Below are 21107 nucleotides of genomic sequence, written 5' to 3'. Positions count from 1 at the left end.
CCGTACGTGCCTTGATGACCCAGAGTAAGAAAAAGAATTTCTTACAGAGGTGCGTCATGAGAGTCGCCATCATCGGTCTTGGTTTCCGTCTTGGGTATCTTGGGTACGTCTTTAGTGAGATGGATCCTGACTTTGAAATAGTTGGATATTATGATCCTGCACCGGCTGGCATGGCCACATTAAAAGAGCATGGCATTCATGCTGGAACCTCTTATGCGTCTCCTGAAGAGCTGGTCAAAGCGGGCGGGTATGACCTGTTGATGATCGGTTCACCAAATCATCTGCATCTGGATCACATTCGTCTTGGCCTTGAGGCTGGAAACAAAGTGTTTTCCGAAAAGCCTATCGTGTCAACGATTGAGCAGACCTATGAGTTGGCAGCATTGATGGGCAAGTTTGGGCCGGAAAATCTAATGGTTGGTTTGGTGTTGCGCTATGCGCCGCTGTACCGCGATCTGATTGCCGCGCGTGACGCTGGCATGCTTGGCGATATTGTATCCGTCGAAGCCGCCGAACATATTTTCCCGTATCACGGGGCGTTCTTTATGCGCGATTGGCGACGCTATGAGAAATGGTCCGGCAGCTTTATGCTGGAAAAATGTTGCCATGATTTGGACCTGTACAACGGCTTGATCGGCGCGCGCCCCGAGCGTGTTGCCAGTTTTGGCGGGCGTAAAACGTTTATCCCAGCCAATGATCCACGCAACGAAGGCGCTAACGATTTGGAGCTGTATCACCGCAAGCCATCTGGCTGGAACGGGTCCGATAAGGTCTTTGATAACGATGGCGATATCATTGATTACCAAGTTGCGATCATCGAATATGAAAATGGTGTTGGTATGAACTTTCACACCAACCTGAACGCCCCAGACCAGTTCCGCCGCTTTGCCGTGTTTGGCACCAAGGGTCAGGCCGAAGGCGACTTTATCCGTGCTAAGTTCAAGGTCACAGACGTGATAACTGAAACAGCCAAGATTGATAAAGTTTACGGCGAAAGCAAATTGTCCCAGCATTACGGTGCCGATGAAGAAATGGCATCGAAAGTTATAGCCCACACAATGCATGGTGGGCCGCTGCCTGTGTCACCACTTGATGCGCTTGAGGCCGGTGTTCTTGCACTGACGATGGATGACGCGCGTCGCACAAAACAAGTGATTGATATGCGCCCGATCTGGGATCGATATGACAATGCATTCATCACCAGGAAAGCTTCAGCATGACCCAGAATCGCGCAGCTTGGTATTTTGCATGGGCTTTACTGGCCCCCGCAATTTTATATGTTTTGGTGATTGTAGCTTGGCCGTTAATCGAAACATTTCGGCTGTCTTTCACTGATGCCTCTCTGCGGAAAACGACGAATTATGTAGGCTGGCGCAACTATCTAAAGATCTTTGACAAAGACTTTTTGGAAATCATCATTCGTACCTTCACATGGACATTCTTTTCAGTGTTGCTGAAAATGGTCATCGGAACGTTCGGCGCGGTGTTGCTGAACTGCGCTGTGCCTGGTCGCAATCTATTCCGACTTTTGACGATGCCACCGTGGATCGTGCCTATGGCAATCGGGATTTTCATGTGGGGTTGGATGTACAACGGTCAGTTCGGGATGATTTCCGGCTTGCTTCAACGGTTTGGGTTGTCCGACGGCCCCGTTGTTTTTCTGGCTTACGGCACATCGGCGTATTGGGCGACCATCGTCACGGATGTTTGGATCGGCGTCCCCATGGTGACCATCTATTTCTTGGCTGCGATCCAATCCATTCCACGCGATCTCTATGAGGCAGCATGGACCGATGGTGCCAGCCGTTGGATGCGCTTTCGCCGGATCACACTGCCACTGATGATGCCCCCGATGATTACAATGTCCATGCTCTCGTTGATCGCTACGTTCAACAGCTTTGATATCATCTGGATTTTGACCCAAGGCGGCCCGTCCGGCAGCACCACAACCATGATCATCGACACGTATCAAACCGCTATCGGATCCAAAAGGTATGGCGAAGGTGCAGCGCGCGCTGTGGTGATTTGTATTTTCTTGTCGCTGTTTTGCATCGCTTATTTCCGTATGACCCGCAAACTTGCGACAGCACAAAAGGCATAAGAACACCCATGGCACGTAAGTTTTTCAAGTCCTCAGAAACCAGCATAATGATCAACCGCTATAGCTGGCGCGAACTGATCGGGATCTACTGTGGTATCGCTGTGTTTTTGTTCTTTATGTTGGCGCCCTTTATCGAAGGGTTTCTCGTCAGCCTAAAGCCTTTGGCTCAGCTGTTTTCATCGCCATATTCATTTTGGCCAGAGAACGGATCGTTTGAAGCATATCGCACCATGTGGATCAGTGTTCCCAGCTTTGGGCGATACATTTTCAATTCGCTGCTGATCTCTGTTGTGTCGACCATTATCGTGCTGATCCTTGTGGTTCCTGCGGCCTATGCCTTTGCGCGGTTCCGTTTTAAAGGCATGGCGCTGGTCCTTGGCGCATTCTTGGCTGTGTCGATGTTTTCAGGTGCCGTGCTGTTGATCCCATTGTTTCGGCTTATGCGGACTTTGGGCCTGTTGAACACCTATTACGCGATGATCGTACCGGGGGCCGCGTTCCTGATCCCATCCGCGATCTGGTTGCTGCGTACTTATATGATGCGGATCCCGCCAGAGCTGAATGAAGCGGCGTATATGGACGGCGCTTCGCAGTTTTACACATTCCGCCGCGTGATTTTACCGATTGCACGACCCGGCATCATCGTGGTCGCGATCATGACGTTCATCGGGGCTTATGCACAGCAATTCATCTTTGCGCTGACGTTCAATTCAAAGACAGAATACATGCCATTGCCGGTGGGTTTATTTGCCTATTTTGGCAAACAAGAAGTTATCTGGAATGAGCTGATGGCCGCCAGTTTTGTCGGGATCGCACCCGCTATGGTCATCATCTTTTTCCTACAACGCTATCTTGTCGGTGGTCTGACCGCCGGCGCGATCAAAGAATAAGAAACGATTTAATAATCAACCAAGCGGGAGACTAAACGTGACATCATTTACAAAGAACAGCTTGATCGGCCTTATGCTGACGTGCTCCACCGCCCTGCCAGCTTTAGCAGAAGACCTGAGCTGGATTTACTGTGGCGATTCAATTGACCCAGTTCATGAAAAATACATCGCTGAATGGGAAGCCGCAAACGAAGGCTGGACCGTAACACCCGAGATCGTCGGTTGGGCGCAGTGCCAAGACAAAGCCACAACTTTGGCTGTAGCGGGTAGCCCCGTTGCCATGGCTTACGTTGGTTCACGCACACTCAAAGAATTTGCGTTGAACGAACTGATCGTTCCTGTCCCAATGACGGACGAGGAAAAAGCATCATACTATCCAAACATCGTGGGTACTGTGACATTCCAAGACACGCAGTGGGGCGTCCCTATCGCCTTTTCAACTAAGGCGTTCTACTGGAACAAAGACATCTTTGAAGAAGCTGGCCTAGACCCAGAAACGCCACCCAAAACGTGGGCAGAAGCGATTGCGTTTGCGAAACAGATCACTGAAAATACTGATGCTGCAGGATACGGCTTGCCAGCTAAAACCTTTGACAACACGATGCACCAGTTCATGCATTGGGTTTACACCAACAACGGTCAGGTCATCGATGCGGATGGCAACATCACCATGGACAGCCCAGAAGTATTGGCTGCATTGCAGGCTTACAAAGACATCACACCTTATTCTGTCGAGGGCGCTACAGCCTATGAGCAAAATGAAATTCGTGCGATCTTTCTTGATGCTTCAGTGGGCATGATCCAGACATCTGTTGGCGCGTCTTTCATGTTACAAGACACCGACATCAACTGGGGTGTTGCTGATCTACCGCTCGGCCCATCTGCTGAAGGTCCCGGCACACTATTGATCACTGACTCTTTGGCTATTTTCGACGGCACTGGTGTTGAAGAAAAGGCGATTGAATTTGCGAAATACATCACCTCTCCTGAAATTCAAGAAGCCTATGAAGGCGGCGGTGCTGCAAGTTTGACACCATTGCGTCCGGGCCCTGCGGTTGATGAAATGCTTGCGAACGCGCCATACTGGCAGCCATTCATCGACGGTATTGAATTTGGTGGCCCAGAGCCATTGTTCACCGACTACAAAGGCTTCCAGAACGTGATGATCGAGATGGTGCAGTCTGTTGTTATCGGCGATGCGGAACCTGCTGAGGCCCTGAGCAAAGCAGCCGCTGAGCTTGAAGACTACAAATAGACCTCACTAACGTAGCTCAGCCGCCGCACTTTGATGGCTGGGCTACACCTATCCGATCTCGGATACCCTATTATTTCTAACGCTAGGAGAACCCCGTTGGGCCAGCTTTCCCTTAAAAACGTCGTAAAGACCTTTGGTGATTTTGAAGTCGTAAAAGGCGTTTCATTGGATGTACACGAAGGCGAATTCGTCGTGTTCGTTGGCCCGTCTGGCTGCGGTAAGTCAACCTTGTTGCGCATGGTTGCTGGTTTAGAGCACACCACATCTGGCGATATTGTTATCGACGGAAAACGCGTCAATGATTTGGCCCCCGTCAAGCGTGGCATCGCGATGGTGTTTCAATCCTACGCGCTTTATCCGCATATGTCGGTTTACGAAAACATCGCCTTCCCCTTGCGGGTCGAGGGTGCTCCAGCAAAAGAAATTCGTAAAAAGGTAGAAGAGGCCGCTGCAATCTTGCACCTTGAAAATCGCTTGGATCAGCGGCCAGGGAACTTGTCTGGCGGTCAACGTCAGCGTGTTGCCATTGGGCGTGCCATCGTGCGCCAACCCGAGATTTTCTTGTTCGATGAACCCCTTTCAAACCTTGATGCAGCCCTACGTGCCGACATGCGGATCGAATTGACGCGCTTGCATAAACAGCTTGGCGCGACGATGGTTTACGTGACCCATGACCAAGTCGAAGCAATGACTATGGCTGACCGCATTGTGGTCCTCAATGGCGGCTATATTGCCCAAGTCGGCGCACCTCTTACGCTGTATCACAAACCAGAAAATACATTTGTGGCGGGCTTTATTGGCAACCCGCGGATGAACTTTATGCCCGTCAATGTGCTATCGGTCTCAGATGACGGAATCACTGTTGATTTCCAAGGCCAAAGCTTGACCATTGACGTTGATGTGCCTGCGGATCGCCGCGCGGCTCTCGTTGGCTCTCAGGTTTCTCTCGGCGTCCGCCCAGAACACATCTCTTTGGGGGCTGGTGACGCGACGATGGCCCTGACGCCAACCGTTGTCGAACATCTGGGGCAACTCACCATCGGTTATGCGACATTGCCCGGCCACGAAGAGAATTTCTGCTTTGTTTTGACGGGCACACAAATGATCGAAGATGATCGCGCGGTAAACGTGTCCTTCGGGGCAGGGGATTGCCACGTGTTCGACGCCGACGGCCAAGCTTTTGAGCGCAAAATCGACATGTCCGCGATGACACCGCCTGTGTCCCTGTAATAAAACGCTCAGCGGATGAGTTGACCATTCAAAGGTCGAAATTATAAATAGATGGCCCTGTGCAAGAGTTGATTTCTGCCCCTGTACTGGGTCTTTTACGTTGTCTGCCGCATGTTCGCGCGTCAGTGGGTATGATGAGCCAAAAGCCCCCAATCAAAACACCCCAACGGCCCCGTCAACGCCGACGTCAAATAAGGTGCTTTTAGTGGGGCAGGTCAGATTTTTGGTGAGGTGCTAATCATAAGGGTAAGTGGAAACGCACTTGCGATAGCTATAAAATCATGGTTATCTCATTTTTGATACAAGCTGTAATGTCGCCTTTTCCTTGTGCGGCGCTGGCTGAGAAACCAATTTTCAAGCGAGCGCACAGTGGACGACACGCAACTCAATTCCAAAGATATAGGCGCGCGGCTCAAGGCGCATCGCCTTGGGCGGGGCCTTACTCCTGAGGAGCTCGCTGTCAGGCTAAATATCTCGCGTGCTGCGCTTTATCGTGCAGAAAAAGGTGAGATTGCCAAAATAGACATGCTTTCTGCCATTGCCAGTGAACTTCACGTCTCTCTTCCTAGCTTGATGGGGGTCGGGATAGAATATGTCGACAATGCCCTGAGCTTTTTTGAGCGGATGCGTCAGATCGAGGAAGATTGCGATCAGATCATAGGGCTGTTTAGTCCAATCTCGTATCTACTGACCACCGAGCACTACGACACGATTCTTAAGGATGTCCTTTATGAAGTCGTTCAAGGGGCAGGGGGGCAGGATGTAGATGCTATATTGAGCATATTGAAGCAAAGAAAAGAGCGTTTTGCCACGAGACGTCCCCTTTTGGCATCGATCATATCGGACGCGGACATTCGGAAGTTTCTTAAAGAGGGTCTTGAAGGAGCTTCTGAGTTACCTGCGGAAATCCGTGAACAGCGTCGAAAAATGGCTCTGTTGGAAGTGCGTCATATTGTCGAAATGTTACGCGCGCCCGGAATTGGTGTGCAAATCGGCGTGGCGCGCGAACCTATCCCGTCAACCTCGTTTCAAATCGTAAGGCAGGGCGGGCGCTCCGTCTTGACCATCAGTCCGTTCCGTCTTGGGCACAATCCGAATATTCGTGTCGGTGTCGGTCTTATCACGTCCGCGCCCGAAGCTCTCGATCTACACGAAGGAATTGCTGATCGGCTCTGGGCGACATCGCTTAAGGGGCATGAGGCCGCCGAATATATCGAGGAATTGATTGCACGCGAAGGGCTGTCAGTTACATAAGTTTGCCTAAATATTCATCAAAGCTGTCTGGACTTTTGGTCAAGATATAAGTTAGTCTCATTTTTTAGACTTTTCATATTGACCGCATGCATGCTTTGGGTGGTTTATGATTCAAATAAAGAAACCAACAACTGGGAGTGCTTCATGCCTCATTCGAAATCTCTGTTCTCTGTCGCCCTTTTGGCGGGTCTGACCTTTGCTATTCCAGCGCTTGCACAAGATTATGTGGCGCGCATCGGTCACCTCGAAAGCACGCAGCAAAGCCGCCACGTTTATCTTGAAAAAGTAGCCGAACTTGTGTCTGAACGCACAGAAGGCGACGTGGAATTTCAACTCTTTCCCCAAGGCCAGCTCGGCAATCAGCGCCAGATGAACGAAGGTGTTCAACTGGGCACTATTGAAGCCACTGTCGCACCAGCGGCCTTTTTGGGTGGCTTCAATCCGCTCATTTCCATCCTCGATATCCCCTACCTGATCCCCGAAGATACCGCCGCGGCTGCAGCACTACGTGATGGTCCTTTTGGCCAAGCCTTGCTCGATAGTTTTTCTGATAAAGGCATGGTGGCAATCGATCTTTGGCCCAACGGTAAAAAACAATTTACGTCAAACGAGCCGCTTGACACGCTTGAGGATTTTGCTGGTCAGAAATTCCGCGTTATGGATAGCTCAATCTTGATCGAGCAGTTTAACGCCTTGGGCGCCTCAGCAATCGCGTTGCCGTTTGGCGAGCTTTACACGTCGTTGCAAACTGGCGTTGTCGATGGTGAAGAAAACCCACTGGACACAATCAAGGCGATGAAATTTTACGAAGTTCAAAAGAACGTCGTCGTGTCTGATCACGGTGCTATGGAAGACGTGATTCTTTTCAGCCCGATGTTCTGGGAAAGCCTGCCAGAGAATTACCAAGCCATTATCAAAGACGCCTTTGCTGAGGTTATCCCTGAATTGACCGCGCACAAAGCCGCAGCTGTTGCATCCGCACTTGAGACCATCAAGGAATCGGGCGCGAATGTTCGCGTTGCTGATGAAGCAGAGCGCACCAAGCTGCGTGATGTGATGTTTGGACCGGCATCTGACGCCTATGTGGGCAAAACAGACGACGCAGGTCAGAAACTGCTCGACATCTACACTGAAGCCTACAGCGCACTTTAAAAACCTTTGAGGCCTGGCCCCTTCCAGACCTCTTCGCTCCGCAGTTTTTGGCCCTGACCAAGCTGCGGAGTTACCTTTTCCCAGGTGATCGAAAGCCCATCCTATGAAAGCTCTTACAGCGCTCCGAGCGGTTGAAAAGACCGTCCTCATCGCCCTTTTCCTGATCATGGTGTTTCTCTACACGGGCTCTGTCGTGACCCGAGAAATTGGTGGCACATTCGCAAGCCGCTTTGCTTGGATCGAAGAGGCTGTGCGGATGATGAACCTGTTCTTGGTGTTTTTGGCGCTGGGGCTGGCCCTTGAGCGTGGCAAACATGTGGGGATCACCAACATGCGCGAGCATCTGCCCAAGCCTGTACTGAATTTGCTTTTGAAATTCATTGATCTGGTGGGGCTTGCGATGTGCCTTTATGTTGCGTGGCTGGCGCTTGATTTGGTGCAATTTGTTCTCAAAACAGGTCAAAAATCCCCGACCCTTGGCGTGCCAATGGGCTACATCTATCTCGCGCCTGTTCTTGGTTTTTTGCTGTTAGGGCTGCGCTATGGGCTAAGCCTTGTAGGCGTCATTGATCGGTATCAGGAGGTCGCAGAATGATCCTCGCTCTCGTTCTTCTTCTCGCCGTGGTTCTGCTGGTCGCGGGTTTTGAAATGCTTCTCGTTCTGGGCATTCCGGCGCTGGCTTATAAAGAGGGATTCTACCCCCATCTTCCTGACGCAGCTGTTGTGCAAAAGATCGTCGGCGGCATCGACCATTCGACGCTTCTTGCTATTCCCTTCTTTATCTTCGCGGCAAATCTCATGGGATCGGGCCAAATCGCGCGCCAATTGATTGGCGTGGTCAAGGCACTCGTGGGGCACACGAGAGGCGGCATGGGCCATGTCGTTGTCGGTGGCAGCATGGCTTTTGGCGCTGTGTCCGGCTCGGCGCCTGCCACTGTGGCCGCTATGGGTCGCATGGTTTACCCCGAGCTGCGTAAAGCAGGATATTCGGACCGTTTCAGTCTTGGACTTTTGGTGTCTTCTGCAGAAACCGCGCTATTGATTCCGCCTTCAATTACACTGATCGTGTATGGTTGGATCACCGGCACATCGATTGCCAAGCTTTTTGCTGGCGGCCTAGCTGTTGGTCTTATCCTTGGCCTCGCGTTTTCAATATATGTGCGCATTCAGGCCGGGCGCGATGGGGTGACGCATGATCCGCGCATGCCGTGGGCAGACAGGTTTCGCGCGATTTGGGAAGCCAAATGGGCGCTCGGTATGCCCGTTATCATTTTGGGAGGAATTTATTCCGGCATTATCACCCCGACCGAAGCCGCAGCCGTCAGCGTGGTCTATGCGATCCTTGTCGAGATGTTTGTGTTCCGAGCATTGGACCTGAAAGGTCTTGCCAAAATCACCGAAGACAGCGCTGTGAATACGTCTATCATATTCGTGCTTTTGGCCATGGGTGGGTTGATCGCTTTCTTTGTTACGTTGGCGCAAGTCCCCAATGAGATTATCGCCTTTTTGGATTCTTCCGGTGCAGGCAAGATCACTTTCCTTATTGTGGTGAACATTCTGTTTTTCATAGCGGGCATGTTTATCGACCCTAACTCGACGCTTCTGGTGCTTGTGCCGCCGCTCTATCCGGTTGCCATGAGTTTTGGCATTGATCCGGTGCATTTCGGAATGTTGGTGACGCTTAATGTCAGCCTTGGAATGATCACACCGCCCTTTGGTCTTGATATTTTCGTCGCGTCCTCGACGTTGAATAAGCCTGTGGCAGATATCATTCGGGGCGTCTGGCCTTTCGTGCTGGTGAACCTCATCGTGCTCTTGCTCGTCACCTATATTCCCCAAATCTCCCTCTTCATTCCCAAGCTGATCTACGGCTGATCGAAGGCAGACCCATGACCCATCTCCCGAACGTTATGACCGTCCCTGTTTCGCAGGGGCTACGGCCCCGCTGTTCCGAAGCCACCTGTCGCGTGGTCTCGAATACTTTAGTCAACGGTGAGTATCGCCTGCTCACCTTGGACGCTCCAGAGCAAATTCTGGACTGCCAGCCTGGGCAGTTCTTTCAACTTTTGTGCCCTGAACCACAAGGTGAGCATCCGTTCCTGCGCCGCCCCATGAGCATCTATGGCTATGATAAGGTGGCGGGGCGTTTGGAGTTTCTTTACAAAGTGACTGGCGCTGGCACACGTGGTCTTGCCACGCTTGAAGCTGGCGATGCATTCAATGTCCTTGGGCCTTTGGGGCAGGGGTTCTCTATGCCGGATGACTGGCAACATTTGATGCTGGTCGCGCGTGGGGTCGGGCTTGCCACGCTCGCACCCTTGGCGCGTATGGCCCAAGAAAAAGGTCGTAAAATGACCGCGATTTGTTCTGCACGTCGTCCTGAGTTGGCGATGTCTGTTGATCTGTTCAAAAGCTTCGGGGCCGAGGTCATCGTCGTTCATGATCAAGATGGAAGCTCTACACCCGAAGCCCTGCGCACGTTGATCGAAGACCGTATTGAAACAAGCCAAGTTGATGCGTTTTACACCTGCGGTTCTTCGCGCCTTTTACGTCTTTTGCAAAGCCTTGGCGCAAGCCATGGCATCCCCGGCGAGATTGCTATGGAACAACAAATGGCTTGCGGACTTGGCATGTGTCAGGCCTGCGTGCGCAGTTTCCGTGTTGGCGACCAGATCATCCAGCGCCGTGTCTGCCGCGAAGGCCCTGTATTCCCTATTTCGGAGGCCATGTGATGAAAGACCTGCCCGCATTTGAACACGGTGTGGATTTGAGTGCGCGTATCGGCGCGCTCACATTCAAGAACCCGATCATGCCTGCCTCTGGCACCTTTTCTGAAGACCTCGCGGATGTATTCGATCTCGATGTTTTGGGCGCGCATGTGCTTAAAACGATCATGCATGGCACCCGGGCTGGCAATCCGACACCGCGGGTCTGTGATCTGCAGTCAGGGATGCTAAATGCCATTGGAATTCCCTCAAAAGGCATTGAATATTTCCGTGATGAAATGCTGCCGTTTTGGGCGGGATTTAAAGCGCCGCTTGTGGTGTCTATATCGGCGCATTCCTTTGATGAATTCGCCCGTCTGGCTGGCGAGGTGAGCCTTGCAGGTGTGGCCGCGATCGAGGCGAATATTTCTTGCCCGAATATTGAGGCAGATGGAAATGCATTTGCCATGCGGCCCGATACCACCCACGAGGTTGTCACCCGTTTGCGTGCTGAAACAGACCTGCCGCTCTGGGCCAAGCTCACCCCGAACACAGGCGAACCCGTCGAAGTGGCGCTTGCTGCCGAAGCAGCGGGGGCTGATGCGCTGGTCGTTGCGAACACGCTGCTTGGTATGTCCATTGATATTGGAAAACGGCGTCCGCGTCTTGGCAATGTTATGGGCGGTATGTCGGGGCCCGCGATCAAACCCATCGCGCTGCGCATGACCTATCAATGTGCCAAAGCCGTGACCATTCCCGTCATCGGGTGCGGTGGAATTTCAACGCGGGATGATGTGCTCGAATTTCTTATTGCTGGCGCATCTGCGGTCCAAATTGGCACCGCGACCTTTCAATCGCCCACCGTCATGGCACGTTTGATCACTGAGCTTCGAGACTGGATGGTCGAGCATAGCATCAACTCTCTTGATGAGGTCATCGGGTCCATTTCTGCACCTGAAATTGGTGTGATCGAATGAAACACAATCGCACAGAAGGAAAAATAGAGAGCGCATCAGATCTGGCAGCAAAGATGTTTGATGACATTTACCAATTGTCGCAAGACAAAGCGGGGGTGAGCCGCCCAGCATTCTCAGCCATGGAAAGCGAAACGCTTGACTATCTCGCAGCCCAAGCCCGCGCAGAGGGGCTTTGTGTCTCGGAAGACGCGGGCAAAAATTTATGGTTTTGCGTGCCAGAGCACATAGATACGCCAACCTATACAGTGATCGGCAGTCATGTGGACAGCGTGCCCATGGGCGGCAATTACGATGGCCTCGCAGGCGTGATCGCTGGTCTCATGGTTCTGATCGAAGCCCGCCGAGGCCACCGCCATTTGAACAAAGCGGTTAAGGTTCTGGCCATGCGAGGCGAAGAAAGTGCATGGTTTGGTGCCTGTTATTTGGGGTCAAAAATGCTGACAGGCAGCTTGCCTGAATCCGAATTTAACGCCGCCCACAAAGGCGATGGGCGCGCCTTGCACAGTCATTTGACAGAGCTTGGCATCGACACGGCTCCGATAGGGGCGCAAAAGCCGATCTATGATCTAAGTCGGATCGACGCTTACCTTGAATTGCATATCGAACAAGGCCCGCTTTTGGTCGAACGCAACTTGCCTGCTGCCGTGGTGACAGGCATTCGCGGCAATTTCCGCTATCGCGACATTCACTGCATCGGTCAGGCTGGACACTCGGGCGCTGTGCCACGTGCCTATCGCCACGATCCTGTTTTGGCCTTTGCCGAGCTTATGCACCGTCTCGACAGCACGTGGCAGCACCTTTTGAATACCGGTAAGGATCTTGTCCTCACCTCTGGTGTTGTGGGCACAGATCCGAACAGTCACGCAATTTCACGCATCCCAGACGAGATCAGTTTTTCGCTTGATGTGCGGTCCCAAGACGCTGACACATTGGAACAGATGCGCGACTATCTTAAAGACGAGATGAACGATATTGCGCGTAGCCGTGGTGTTACCTTTGATGCTGGTGCGCAGGTTTCTGTTGCTCCCGCGCTGATGGATGCGACCGTTGTGAAAGACCTCGCGCAAGTGATGGATCAGGTCACAGGTGAGGCGTTCAAAATGGCCTCTGGTGGGGGCCATGATGCGGCGGTCTTTGCGCAGGCGGGTGTGCCTTCTGGCATGATCTTCGTTCGTAACCGCAACGGGTCTCACAATCCTGATGAGGCCATGGATATCGCTGATTTTATGGTGGGCGTTGATATACTTTCCACCTATATGGAGACTGCATCATGAAGGAGTCTCTTACCATGCCACTCAGCCCGCAGATCCGCATGGAAATCGCGCGTAGTACCGCGCTTGCCCTTCTTGATATTCATGCGGTGGAGGTGGCCAAAGATCGCCCCTTTATCCTTTCGTCAGGTGTAGCAAGCCCCGTTTATATTGATGTGCGCAAAGTGATCTCTTTTCCAACCGTGCGTGAAAAACTCATGGGGTTTGCGGCGCAGGTCATCGACGCTGAAGTTGGTCGTGATCAGATTGATGCCATCTCTGGTGCGGAAACTGCAGGTATTCCCTTTGCCGCTTGGATCGCCTTTGAGACAGGGTTACCGATGCAATATGTGCGCAAACGTGCGCAGGGCTTTGGCCCCGAAGCTCATATCGAAGGCGTTTGGGAACCCGGACAACGTGTGCTGCTCGTGGAAGACCTGACCACGGACGGTGCCTCAAAGTTGAGGTTTTGTCAGGCTTTGCGCGCTGCGGGGCTCGTGGTCAAAGATGTGTTCATGTTGTTCCAGTATGACATTTTTGCTGAAACCGGTGCGGCCATGGAACGCTCGGGCATCCGACTTCATGCGCTTTGCACTTGGGCTGATATTCTTGATGTCGCCCAGACTCATAATCGTTTTGCGCCGCAAGAGCGCGAGATCATCGCTGCATTTCTGAAAGACCCTTTGGGCTGGTCCGCCGATAATGGTGGCGCGCGCAGCCTGACATTCTAACTTAAGGAGACACCTATGTTTAATTTTCTTCTCGATCTGATCACGGAAAAAGGGCGTGGCATCCACGCCTATTCCGCAGTCGCAAAAGCCGCGTTTGAGCGCACTTTGTCGGAGCCGGAACATGCGGCCGCCTTTTATTTTCTTGCGACCAGCGCTGAAAATTTCGTTGAAATGCACGAACGTCAGCCTCTTTCAAGCAAGGCGCTTGAGCAGAATTTCGAAGCCTTTCGCGCCGATATCCAAGCGCTCGAAGCCTCTTTGAACGACAGCATTGAGAAACGCCTTTCTGTGCTGAATGAAGTCGTTAAAGCGCATGTTGAGCGAACGCAGTGAGAACGTGTCGCGCAAATTGTGAACCCGTCGCGATATTAGTTTTTTAGGATGAACCCTATCTGATGGGGTCCACATTTCTGTCGAGGCGTGACCCTTAGATTTTTGATTTCATCCTAGCTTGGGTCTTTTCTCTACACATAGGTTGTACATTGATCGGCTTCCCCTCGTTATTTTCGGGGTGAAGCCGTTTTTATTTTAGGTGTGGGACTTGTGAAATTTTTGCGAGTGGAAGTGGTTCATTGGCTGCTTGATCACCAATTCTGACACATCTTATGGATCGCAAGCATCACATGTGACGTGATGTCATGCAGGACAACAGACCCACTTAGTTCTCGTCTGGGTGCCCTGAGCTTGACAAACCTGATTATTTTTATCAGATAAAGAAAGAACAAAACTCCAAACGCACTTAGATTTTCAAAATGTCCTCTGCAGCCCTATCAACATCGCGTGCAGCGCGGGTGTTTCGTCCTCGTATGGAGGCGCAGACCCACGATTTGCGCACGCTCAAACCCCTAGCGTTTCGCACCCTTTCGGGCGCGGTTGCTGATGTTTGGCATGTTGAGGGGGAAAAGGGGGGCGGTGGCTATTACACGGCACCCGATCCGCGGTTGGTTGTGTTTCTCGATGATACACCGCCTGACATGATGCTTAAAACCACTAATAATGACGCCGGACGGCTTGGAACGCGCGCGTTTTTCGTGCCCGCTGGCGTGCCGCTTTGGACCCAGCTTGGTCAGGCGCAGTCACTTAGTCATGTTGATTTCCACCTTGATGTCGCTGCATTGCACGCGCGGCTGATAGCGGCGGGTTTTCGGGATGTGCCACGCAAGGCGATGTTTGCGCCTGACAACGCGTCCTTGCTCACTCTTGCCCGCCTTGCCGCGCGCGAAGTTGAAACCCCTCAACGAGGGGGGCTCATGTTGGATGGATTGCTGCATGCGCTCTTGGGTGAAGTCATCGATAGCACGCCAGACGCCCCCGCCCAAACATGCGGCGGCCTGCCGCCGCATCAAATGGCCGCAATAGAGCATCACATGATGCAAAACATAGAACGTTCCGTGGGGGTGGCTGAACTTGCGCAGGTGGCGGGGCTGTCTGAAAGTTGGTTCAGCCGTGTCTTTAAGCAATCCGCCGGACTTTCACCACAACGCTGGATCATTGAGCAGCGCGTCGCGGCAGCAAAAGACATGATGTCAGATCCACAGCGGTCTTTGGCGGATATCGCTGTGGCGACAGGATTCTCTGATCAGGCACATCTGTCGCGTGCGTTTCGACGCGCCGTTGGATTGCCGCCTTCGCAATGGCGACGTGACACAAAAGAAACGGATTTGCGGTGGATTGACACAAATGGCGGCGCATTCGTTCAAGACGCCTTCCGATAGTTGACTTAAACACTCAGGAAAATCGCTAGCGGAGCCCCCCCGATGAAATTGACATTTTTTCTCATGCTCAGTGCAAGTGCGCTTGTCTTGAGTGCCAACACTGTACTTGCGCAGGATGCCATAGATCTCGACGAGATTATTGTGCAATCCGAAGAAGACCCAACTGGCCCAGTGGTTGGGTATGCGGCGGGCACCACGGCTTCCACCAAAAGCGGGCGCTCTTTGTTAGAGACGCCTTCATCGATCACCGTGGTGACCACGGATCAAATCGAAGATACGGCGGCCAACAACCTGTCCGAAGCACTCGGGTATTCCGCCGGTGTTGTGACCGAAGCCTATGGTGCCGATCCACGGTTTGACTCGATTTCGGTGCGAGGGGCAGATTTGCAAAACCAAATCTACCTCAACGGGTTGCATTTTAGCCGCTCGACCAAGCCTGATTACGGCGCGCCGTCTTTGGATATCTACGGCATGGAGCGGGTGGAGCTTTTGCGTGGACCGAATTCTGTGCTCTATGGTGCGGGCTCTCCGGCTGGTCTTGTAAACCTGATCCAAAAACGTGCGCAATTTGATGGGGATTCCAGCGAAGCGGGGCTGTATTTTGACAGCAACGGTTCTTACTATATCTTCGGAGATGCCAATCGCGTTGTGAATGATCAGTTTTCCTATCGTGTTGTCGGCAAGACGGGCAACCGTGTTTTGGGCATTGAAGATTATGACAATCCTGGTGGGTATCTGGGGTTTGCTGCGAAATACCGTCCTTCGGATGCGACCACGGTCGAATTTCTTGCGTCTTACCAGAATGACGATCCCGATTCACCTTCTGGTGTGCCCAATGCACTTGTGGGCGTCTATGCGAACGAGGATCTGCGCGACTTTTATTTCGGGAATGAAGCACTGGAATACGGCGACCGCAAGACATTCAATCTGGGCGCTCAGATCACTCATGAGTTCGACAATGGCTGGCGTGTTGTGAACAACACGGGGATCACGAAACTCGATTGGTCCTATTCCAACCTTTCCGTAGGGGCCGTGACGGGGACCGAAGTGGCGCGCACGCAACTGTTGCAAGACGAGGATGTGATCTCATTCGCAACCGATCTGCGGCTTGAGGGCGATGTCTACATGGGCGACGTGTTTCACGGCTTGACCTTTGGTATCGATGCCAGCCGGTTCGAAGAAACAGCGAAGAGCATCTTTTATTACGGACAAGACCCCATCGACTTTTCTAACCCAGATTATGCCCCGGCCACAGCCGTTCAAGATGGCACAAGCTGGGCTGCCTATAAAAACGTGACAGTCAAACAAATCGGCATCTATGCCAGTGACGAATTGGAATATGGCAACTGGCGCGCTGGTCTTTCCTTGCGCCATGACTGGAATGAGGCCAAGGGGCAATCCGAGACGCTTTACGATATTCCTGGCACCGGCGCTTATCCAGGTTACACCGATCTGTCGCGTGAAGACAGTGCGACCACCGGTCAGGCCAGCCTTGGCTATGTCTGGGACAACGGGCTTTCGGCCTATATGTCGTATGGCACCTCTTTCCAAAGCTTTGCCGAGCCGGGGACAGATGGCGACGCGCTTGATCCAACCACAGGTGAGCAATGGGAGTTGGGTGTGAAATATCTGCCAGCAACGATTGACGCCTATCTCACCGCGTCTCTCTATCAACTTGATGAAGAGAACCGTGCCGTCAATGTTCAGAATGGCGCAGGGGTTACTATTTATGATCAAGTTGGCAAATCCCGTATCCGTGGGCTTGAGCTGGAAGGTCGCGCCAATCTGGCCGATGGATGGAGCCTCACCGGTGGTTATTCCTACACAGACAGCGAGATCATCGAGGGTGATAATGATGGCAATGAATTGGGTTTAACGCCTAAACACACATTTAAGCTCTGGGCCTCTAAGGAATTCATGGATGGCACACTGTCGGGTCTGACCTTGGGCGCAGGGGCGCGCTACATCGGGGATCGGTACGCGTTTAATGCCAACGCCAATGATCTTGAGGCCGTCACGCTGCTAGATGCAGCCGCGTCCTATGATTTTGGCAATGGCACAGAGTTTCAGCTCAATGTCACCAACCTGACCGATGAGGTCTATGTTTCATCTGTTGGCTATTTTTCTACCTACTATGGCGACGGTCGCACGGTTTCCGCGACGCTCACCAAAGAGTGGTAAAACTGCCGCATACCACGCTAACGCGTCGCGCGTTTTTGGCCACGGGAGCTTCGGCTTTTGTGGCCTCTCGCGCGGGTGCAGCCAACCTGCTTGTTGATCGGGCCTCACCGCGCATCGCGGCAATAGATTGGGCCCCGCCGCGTATAGCGGCAATAGATTGGGCCATGGCGGAAACGGCTATGGCGTTGGGTTTGCCTTTGGCAGCACTTGCCGAAAAGCGCCAATTCGTCCGAGGGGCCGCCATCACGCTCCCCGATGCTTGTGCTGATCTCGGCCTGCGTGGCGCACCTAATCTCGAAGCGCTCAGCCTTGTGTCCCCTGATCTCATTTTGTCATCGAATTTCTACAGTTTTGTAGAACCCCAATTGGAACGCATCGCGCCAGTGTACACCCGTTCGCTGTTTGTCGCTGGCGAGCCGGCCCTGCCAAAAGTGCTCTTGGCAATGGAAGCGCTCGCAGATCATCTTGATCTCAGAGCGCAAGGCCAAGAGACCCGTGCACATTTTGAGACCGAGTTTGATCATTTGGCTGAGCGCGTGAGTGCCTTTGCTGATCGACCTTTCGTTCTTATGACCGTCGGCGATGCGCGCCACATCCAAGTCTTCGGCGCAGACAGTATTTATGGCGGAGCCTTGGCGCGGATTGGCCTGACGAATGCATGGGCTGGCGGCACAGAATTTGGGTTCAATGCGCCGGTGCCTGTGTCCAAACTCCTCGCTTTTCCAGACGCGCATCTGGTTCTGGTCGGGGATGTGCCCCAAAATGCGCAGCGGGCCATTCGTCAGGGTGCGCTTTGGTCTGCGCTCGCGCCGGTGCGCGCTGGGCGTCTTCTCTCCTTGAGTGATAACAACCCGTTTGGGGGCGCGCCTTCGGCCCTGCGGTTTGCCGATCACCTTGTCACGGCTTTGGAGCGCGCATGATACGTTTGTTTTTTGTCGCAGCCCTAAGCTCGATTGCTTTGTGGGGCCTTGCAGCTTTAAGCGCTTTGCCTTTGTCACAATGGGCCTCGCCCTTTGCCAATCCTGCAACGCTTTTGCCCGAACAGATTTTCTTTGCCTTTGGTCTTATGCCGCGTGCGGGGATCGCACTTTTGATCGGCGGTCTTCTTGGTCTGTCTGGGGCCTTGATGCAGGCCGTTTTGCGCAATCCACTGGCAGACCCGACCACCCTTGGTGTGGCGTCTGGCGCTCAGTTGGCTCTGGTTGGTGCAACGCTGCTTTGGCCTGAAGCTTTGGCGCTTGGACGTGGCCCTGTTGCCCTTTTTGGGGGTGCTGTGACGGCAGGGCTTGTCATGGCACTTGGGGCCCGACGTGGCTTTGCGCCCGTGACCGTTACGATCTGTGGAATGTTGGTGGGGATGCTAGCCTCTGCTATATCCACGGCGCTCACATTGGGGCAGGGGCATTATCTCTTATCGCTCGTCATTTGGAATGGTGGCGCGTTGTCACAAGACAGTTGGCATGGGGTGTTCCGCCTCATGGCGACCTTGGTTTTGGGTGGCGTGGCGGCTGCGCTTTTGGCCCGTCCGCTTGTTGTTCTAAGCTTAGGTGGGGCCACAGCCAAAGCACTGGGCGCGCAGGTTGGTCTCACACGGTTCGCGGCGCTGTCGCTCGCGGTGATCCTCTCGGGTATGGTGTCCGCAGAAGTGGGCCTTGTCGGGTTCGTTGGACTGGCCGCCCCCGCGCTGGTGCGCAGGCTGGGCGCACGCTCTGTCACACAGGTTCTGTTGTGGTCACCGCTTGCAGGAGCATTGCTTTTGTCCGTGTCTGATAGTGCATTGATGGCGCTTGCAGCCTTGGGCGGACCTGAGATGCCAACAGGCGCGCTGACCGGATTGATCGGTGGGCCGGTGTTGATCGCTTTGTTGCCAAAACTGCGCAACATCGTGCCGCCTGAAACCGAACGCAGTGATCTTATCGCCCCCCGTGCCACACATCCGTGGAAACGGGTTGCTGCCATTGTGTGTGTGACACTCATTTTGACGGCGCTCAGCCTGCTGGGCGGGCGTGGACCCGACGGGTGGGGGATCATTTCTGGCGATATAGCCGCGACATTCCTGCCGTTGCGTGCCACCGCCATTCTGGCCGCCGCGTCCGCTGGGGCGTTGCTGGCGTTGTCCGGCGCAGTGTTGCAAAGACTGACTGCCAATCCCATGGCCGCCCCCGAGGTTTTGGGAGTCACAGGCGGAGCGGCGTTGGGATATGCTGCGACCCTGTTTCTTTTTTCCGTCCCTTCGCCCTTTACTCTTGCTTTTGGGTCATCAACTGGTGCGGCTGTGACGCTGATTATTTTGTCCGCTTATGCCATGCGATCCGATATGGCCCCTGCGCGTTTATTGCTTGCGGGACTGGCGGTCGGGGCCTTTGCCTCTGCGCTTTTGGCTGCGGTTATGGCGTCAGGTGATCCACGGGCTTGGTCGCTTTTGGGCTGGCTTGCGGGCAGCGCATCGCGGGCTAGTGTGTCCGGCGCGTTGGCGCTGTCTGTCATGGCTGTGGTGGGTTTAGGCGCATCGCTTTTGGTCTCTCGCTGGTTTGACATCCTGCCTTTGGGCGCGGGTGTGGCGCGCGGAGTGGGGCTGCCGCTTGGGCGGGTGCGACTTGGCCTTGTGCTGGGCGCGGGATTGGCGACGGGGGCCGCCAGTGTTTTGGTCGGTCCGGTGAGTTTTATAGGTCTCATGGCCCCACATATTGCGCGCAGTCTTGGCCTTGTGCGCCCTGCGTCCTTTTTGGCTGCAAGCTGGTGCCTAGGGGTGCTTTTGATGACGGTTGCAGCGTTTGGCGCGCGCACTGCAAGTTATCCTTACGATCTTCCGCTTGGGCTTTTTGCCACGCTGATCGGTGCGCCTTGGCTGTTCGTAGCCCTGTTAGGACGGAGACATTCATGACCCTTTTTACTCTCGAAAACATTTGTTTTGATGTGCCTGGGCGTCGGCTTATTGATGGACTGTCTTTGTCGGTCGGCACGGGGATCACGGCACTTGTCGGGCGCAATGGGTCCGCCAAATCGACCCTGTTGAAAATGCTTGCGGCTCAAACGCACCCAAGCGTCGGAACCATCCAGTATGCGGGCAAAAATTTGCAAGACTGGAAGGCCCGTGATTTCGCCCGTGATTTGGCTTTTTTGCCGCAAGTGACGCCACCGACTGAGGGGCTTTTGCTGCGCGAACTTATCGCGCTTGGGCGCTATCCGTGGCGCGGAGCCTTGGGGCGTCTCGGGCCTGAGGATCATCGCTTGATTGATGCTGCGATTGCGCAATGCGGCTTAGAAGACAAGCGCGACCAGCTTGTCGATACTTTGTCAGGTGGAGAGCGTCAGCGCGGTTGGATCGCCATGATGCTTGCACAAGGCGCGCGAACGCTTTTGTTGGATGAACCTATTTCTGCGCTTGATGTGGCCCACCAAGTCGAAGTGCTGGGCCTGTTGCGCGACACCGTCCGCAGGCGTGGTATTTCTGCTGTTGTTGTGTTGCATGATGTTAATATGGCTGTGCGGTTTTGCGATCATGTCATTGCTCTCGATACGGGGCGTGTCACGCTTCAGGGAGAGGTGCGAGAATTGCTCGATCCTGCGGCGCTTTTGCGTATCTATGGTGTGCCCATGCAGGTCATAGATGCTGAGCCTACGCCCGTTGTTCACCCTCTTTAATTCCAAAATATCATCTGAAAG

Annotated in this window: 19 protein-coding genes; all 19 read left to right on the top strand. The window is 53.5% G+C overall.

Going from position 1 to position 21107, the window contains the following annotated elements; genetic code table 11:
• The first annotated feature begins 56 nt into the window (after positions 1–56).
• Positions 57–1220: a Gfo/Idh/MocA family protein gene (locus BM025_RS02950; RefSeq protein WP_085846989.1), complete on the top strand. Its 1164-nt coding sequence runs from the start codon at positions 57–59 to the stop codon at positions 1218–1220.
• A complete protein-coding gene (locus BM025_RS02945; protein ID WP_085846990.1) occupies positions 1217–2101 on the top strand; it encodes a carbohydrate ABC transporter permease in 885 nt (294 codons plus the stop codon). The genes BM025_RS02950 and BM025_RS02945 overlap by 4 nt, the downstream gene beginning before the upstream one ends.
• Positions 2102–2109: 8 nt before the next feature.
• Complete coding sequence (locus BM025_RS02940) at positions 2110–2991, top strand: carbohydrate ABC transporter permease (RefSeq protein ID WP_085846991.1); 882 nt, start codon at positions 2110–2112, stop codon at positions 2989–2991.
• Positions 2992–3028: 37 nt separating this feature from the next.
• Positions 3029–4246 carry an extracellular solute-binding protein gene (locus BM025_RS02935; RefSeq protein WP_244515407.1) on the top strand — a complete coding sequence of 406 codons (1218 nt, stop codon included), beginning with the start codon at positions 3029–3031 and terminating at the stop codon, positions 4244–4246.
• Positions 4247–4342: 96 nt separating this feature from the next.
• Positions 4343–5476, top strand: a complete 1134-nt coding sequence (locus BM025_RS02930; protein ID WP_085846993.1) for an ABC transporter ATP-binding protein — start codon at positions 4343–4345, stop codon at positions 5474–5476.
• Positions 5477–5845: 369 nt separating this feature from the next.
• Complete coding sequence (locus BM025_RS02925; RefSeq protein WP_085846994.1) at positions 5846–6730, top strand: helix-turn-helix domain-containing protein; 885 nt, start codon at positions 5846–5848, stop codon at positions 6728–6730.
• Positions 6731–6874: 144 nt separating this feature from the next.
• Positions 6875–7882 carry a TRAP transporter substrate-binding protein gene (locus BM025_RS02920; protein WP_085847529.1) on the top strand — a complete coding sequence of 336 codons (1008 nt, stop codon included), beginning with the start codon at positions 6875–6877 and terminating at the stop codon, positions 7880–7882.
• Between the two features lie 103 nt (positions 7883–7985).
• Complete coding sequence (locus tag BM025_RS02915) at positions 7986–8477, top strand: TRAP transporter small permease (RefSeq protein WP_085846995.1); 492 nt, start codon at positions 7986–7988, stop codon at positions 8475–8477.
• Positions 8474–9757, top strand: a complete 1284-nt coding sequence (locus BM025_RS02910) for a TRAP transporter large permease (protein WP_085846996.1) — start codon at positions 8474–8476, stop codon at positions 9755–9757. The genes BM025_RS02915 and BM025_RS02910 overlap by 4 nt, the downstream gene beginning before the upstream one ends.
• A 14-nt stretch (positions 9758–9771) precedes the next feature.
• Positions 9772–10614, top strand: a complete 843-nt coding sequence (locus BM025_RS02905) for a dihydroorotate dehydrogenase electron transfer subunit (protein ID WP_244515405.1) — start codon at positions 9772–9774, stop codon at positions 10612–10614.
• Complete coding sequence (locus tag BM025_RS02900; protein ID WP_085846998.1) at positions 10614–11564, top strand: dihydroorotate dehydrogenase; 951 nt, start codon at positions 10614–10616, stop codon at positions 11562–11564. Before BM025_RS02905 ends, BM025_RS02900 begins: the two co-directional genes overlap by 1 nt.
• Positions 11561–12838, top strand: a complete 1278-nt coding sequence (locus tag BM025_RS02895) for a Zn-dependent hydrolase (RefSeq protein WP_085846999.1) — start codon at positions 11561–11563, stop codon at positions 12836–12838. The genes BM025_RS02900 and BM025_RS02895 overlap by 4 nt, the downstream gene beginning before the upstream one ends.
• Positions 12835–13545 (top strand): orotate phosphoribosyltransferase, encoded by a 711-nt coding sequence (locus tag BM025_RS02890; RefSeq protein ID WP_211753541.1) that lies wholly within the window; start codon positions 12835–12837, stop codon positions 13543–13545. Before BM025_RS02895 ends, BM025_RS02890 begins: the two co-directional genes overlap by 4 nt.
• A gap of 15 nt (positions 13546–13560) precedes the next feature.
• Positions 13561–13878, top strand: coding sequence for a hypothetical protein (locus tag BM025_RS02885; RefSeq protein ID WP_085847001.1), 318 nt, complete (start codon positions 13561–13563; stop codon positions 13876–13878).
• A gap of 419 nt (positions 13879–14297) precedes the next feature.
• Positions 14298–15260, top strand: coding sequence for an AraC family transcriptional regulator (locus tag BM025_RS02880; RefSeq protein WP_244515403.1), 963 nt, complete (start codon positions 14298–14300; stop codon positions 15258–15260).
• A 42-nt stretch (positions 15261–15302) separates the two neighbouring features.
• A complete protein-coding gene (locus tag BM025_RS02875; RefSeq protein WP_085847002.1) occupies positions 15303–17441 on the top strand; it encodes a TonB-dependent siderophore receptor in 2139 nt (712 codons plus the stop codon).
• Positions 17435–18361 carry an ABC transporter substrate-binding protein gene (locus tag BM025_RS02870; protein ID WP_280139317.1) on the top strand — a complete coding sequence of 309 codons (927 nt, stop codon included), beginning with the start codon at positions 17435–17437 and terminating at the stop codon, positions 18359–18361. The genes BM025_RS02875 and BM025_RS02870 overlap by 7 nt, the downstream gene beginning before the upstream one ends.
• On the top strand, positions 18358–20325 hold the full coding sequence (gene fhuB / locus BM025_RS02865; protein WP_085847003.1) for a Fe(3+)-hydroxamate ABC transporter permease FhuB: 1968 nt from the start codon (positions 18358–18360) through the stop codon (positions 20323–20325). Before BM025_RS02870 ends, fhuB begins: the two co-directional genes overlap by 4 nt.
• Positions 20322–21086 carry an ABC transporter ATP-binding protein gene (locus BM025_RS02860; protein WP_085847004.1) on the top strand — a complete coding sequence of 255 codons (765 nt, stop codon included), beginning with the start codon at positions 20322–20324 and terminating at the stop codon, positions 21084–21086. Before fhuB ends, BM025_RS02860 begins: the two co-directional genes overlap by 4 nt.
• Positions 21087–21107: the final 21 nt, after the last annotated feature.

Origin of the sequence: Pacificibacter marinus (assembly GCF_900109555.1) — a bacterium.
In the GTDB taxonomy this organism is placed as follows: Bacteria; Pseudomonadota; Alphaproteobacteria; order Rhodobacterales; family Rhodobacteraceae; genus Celeribacter; species Celeribacter marinus_C.
This window is presented reverse-complemented; position numbering and strand designations above follow the sequence as displayed.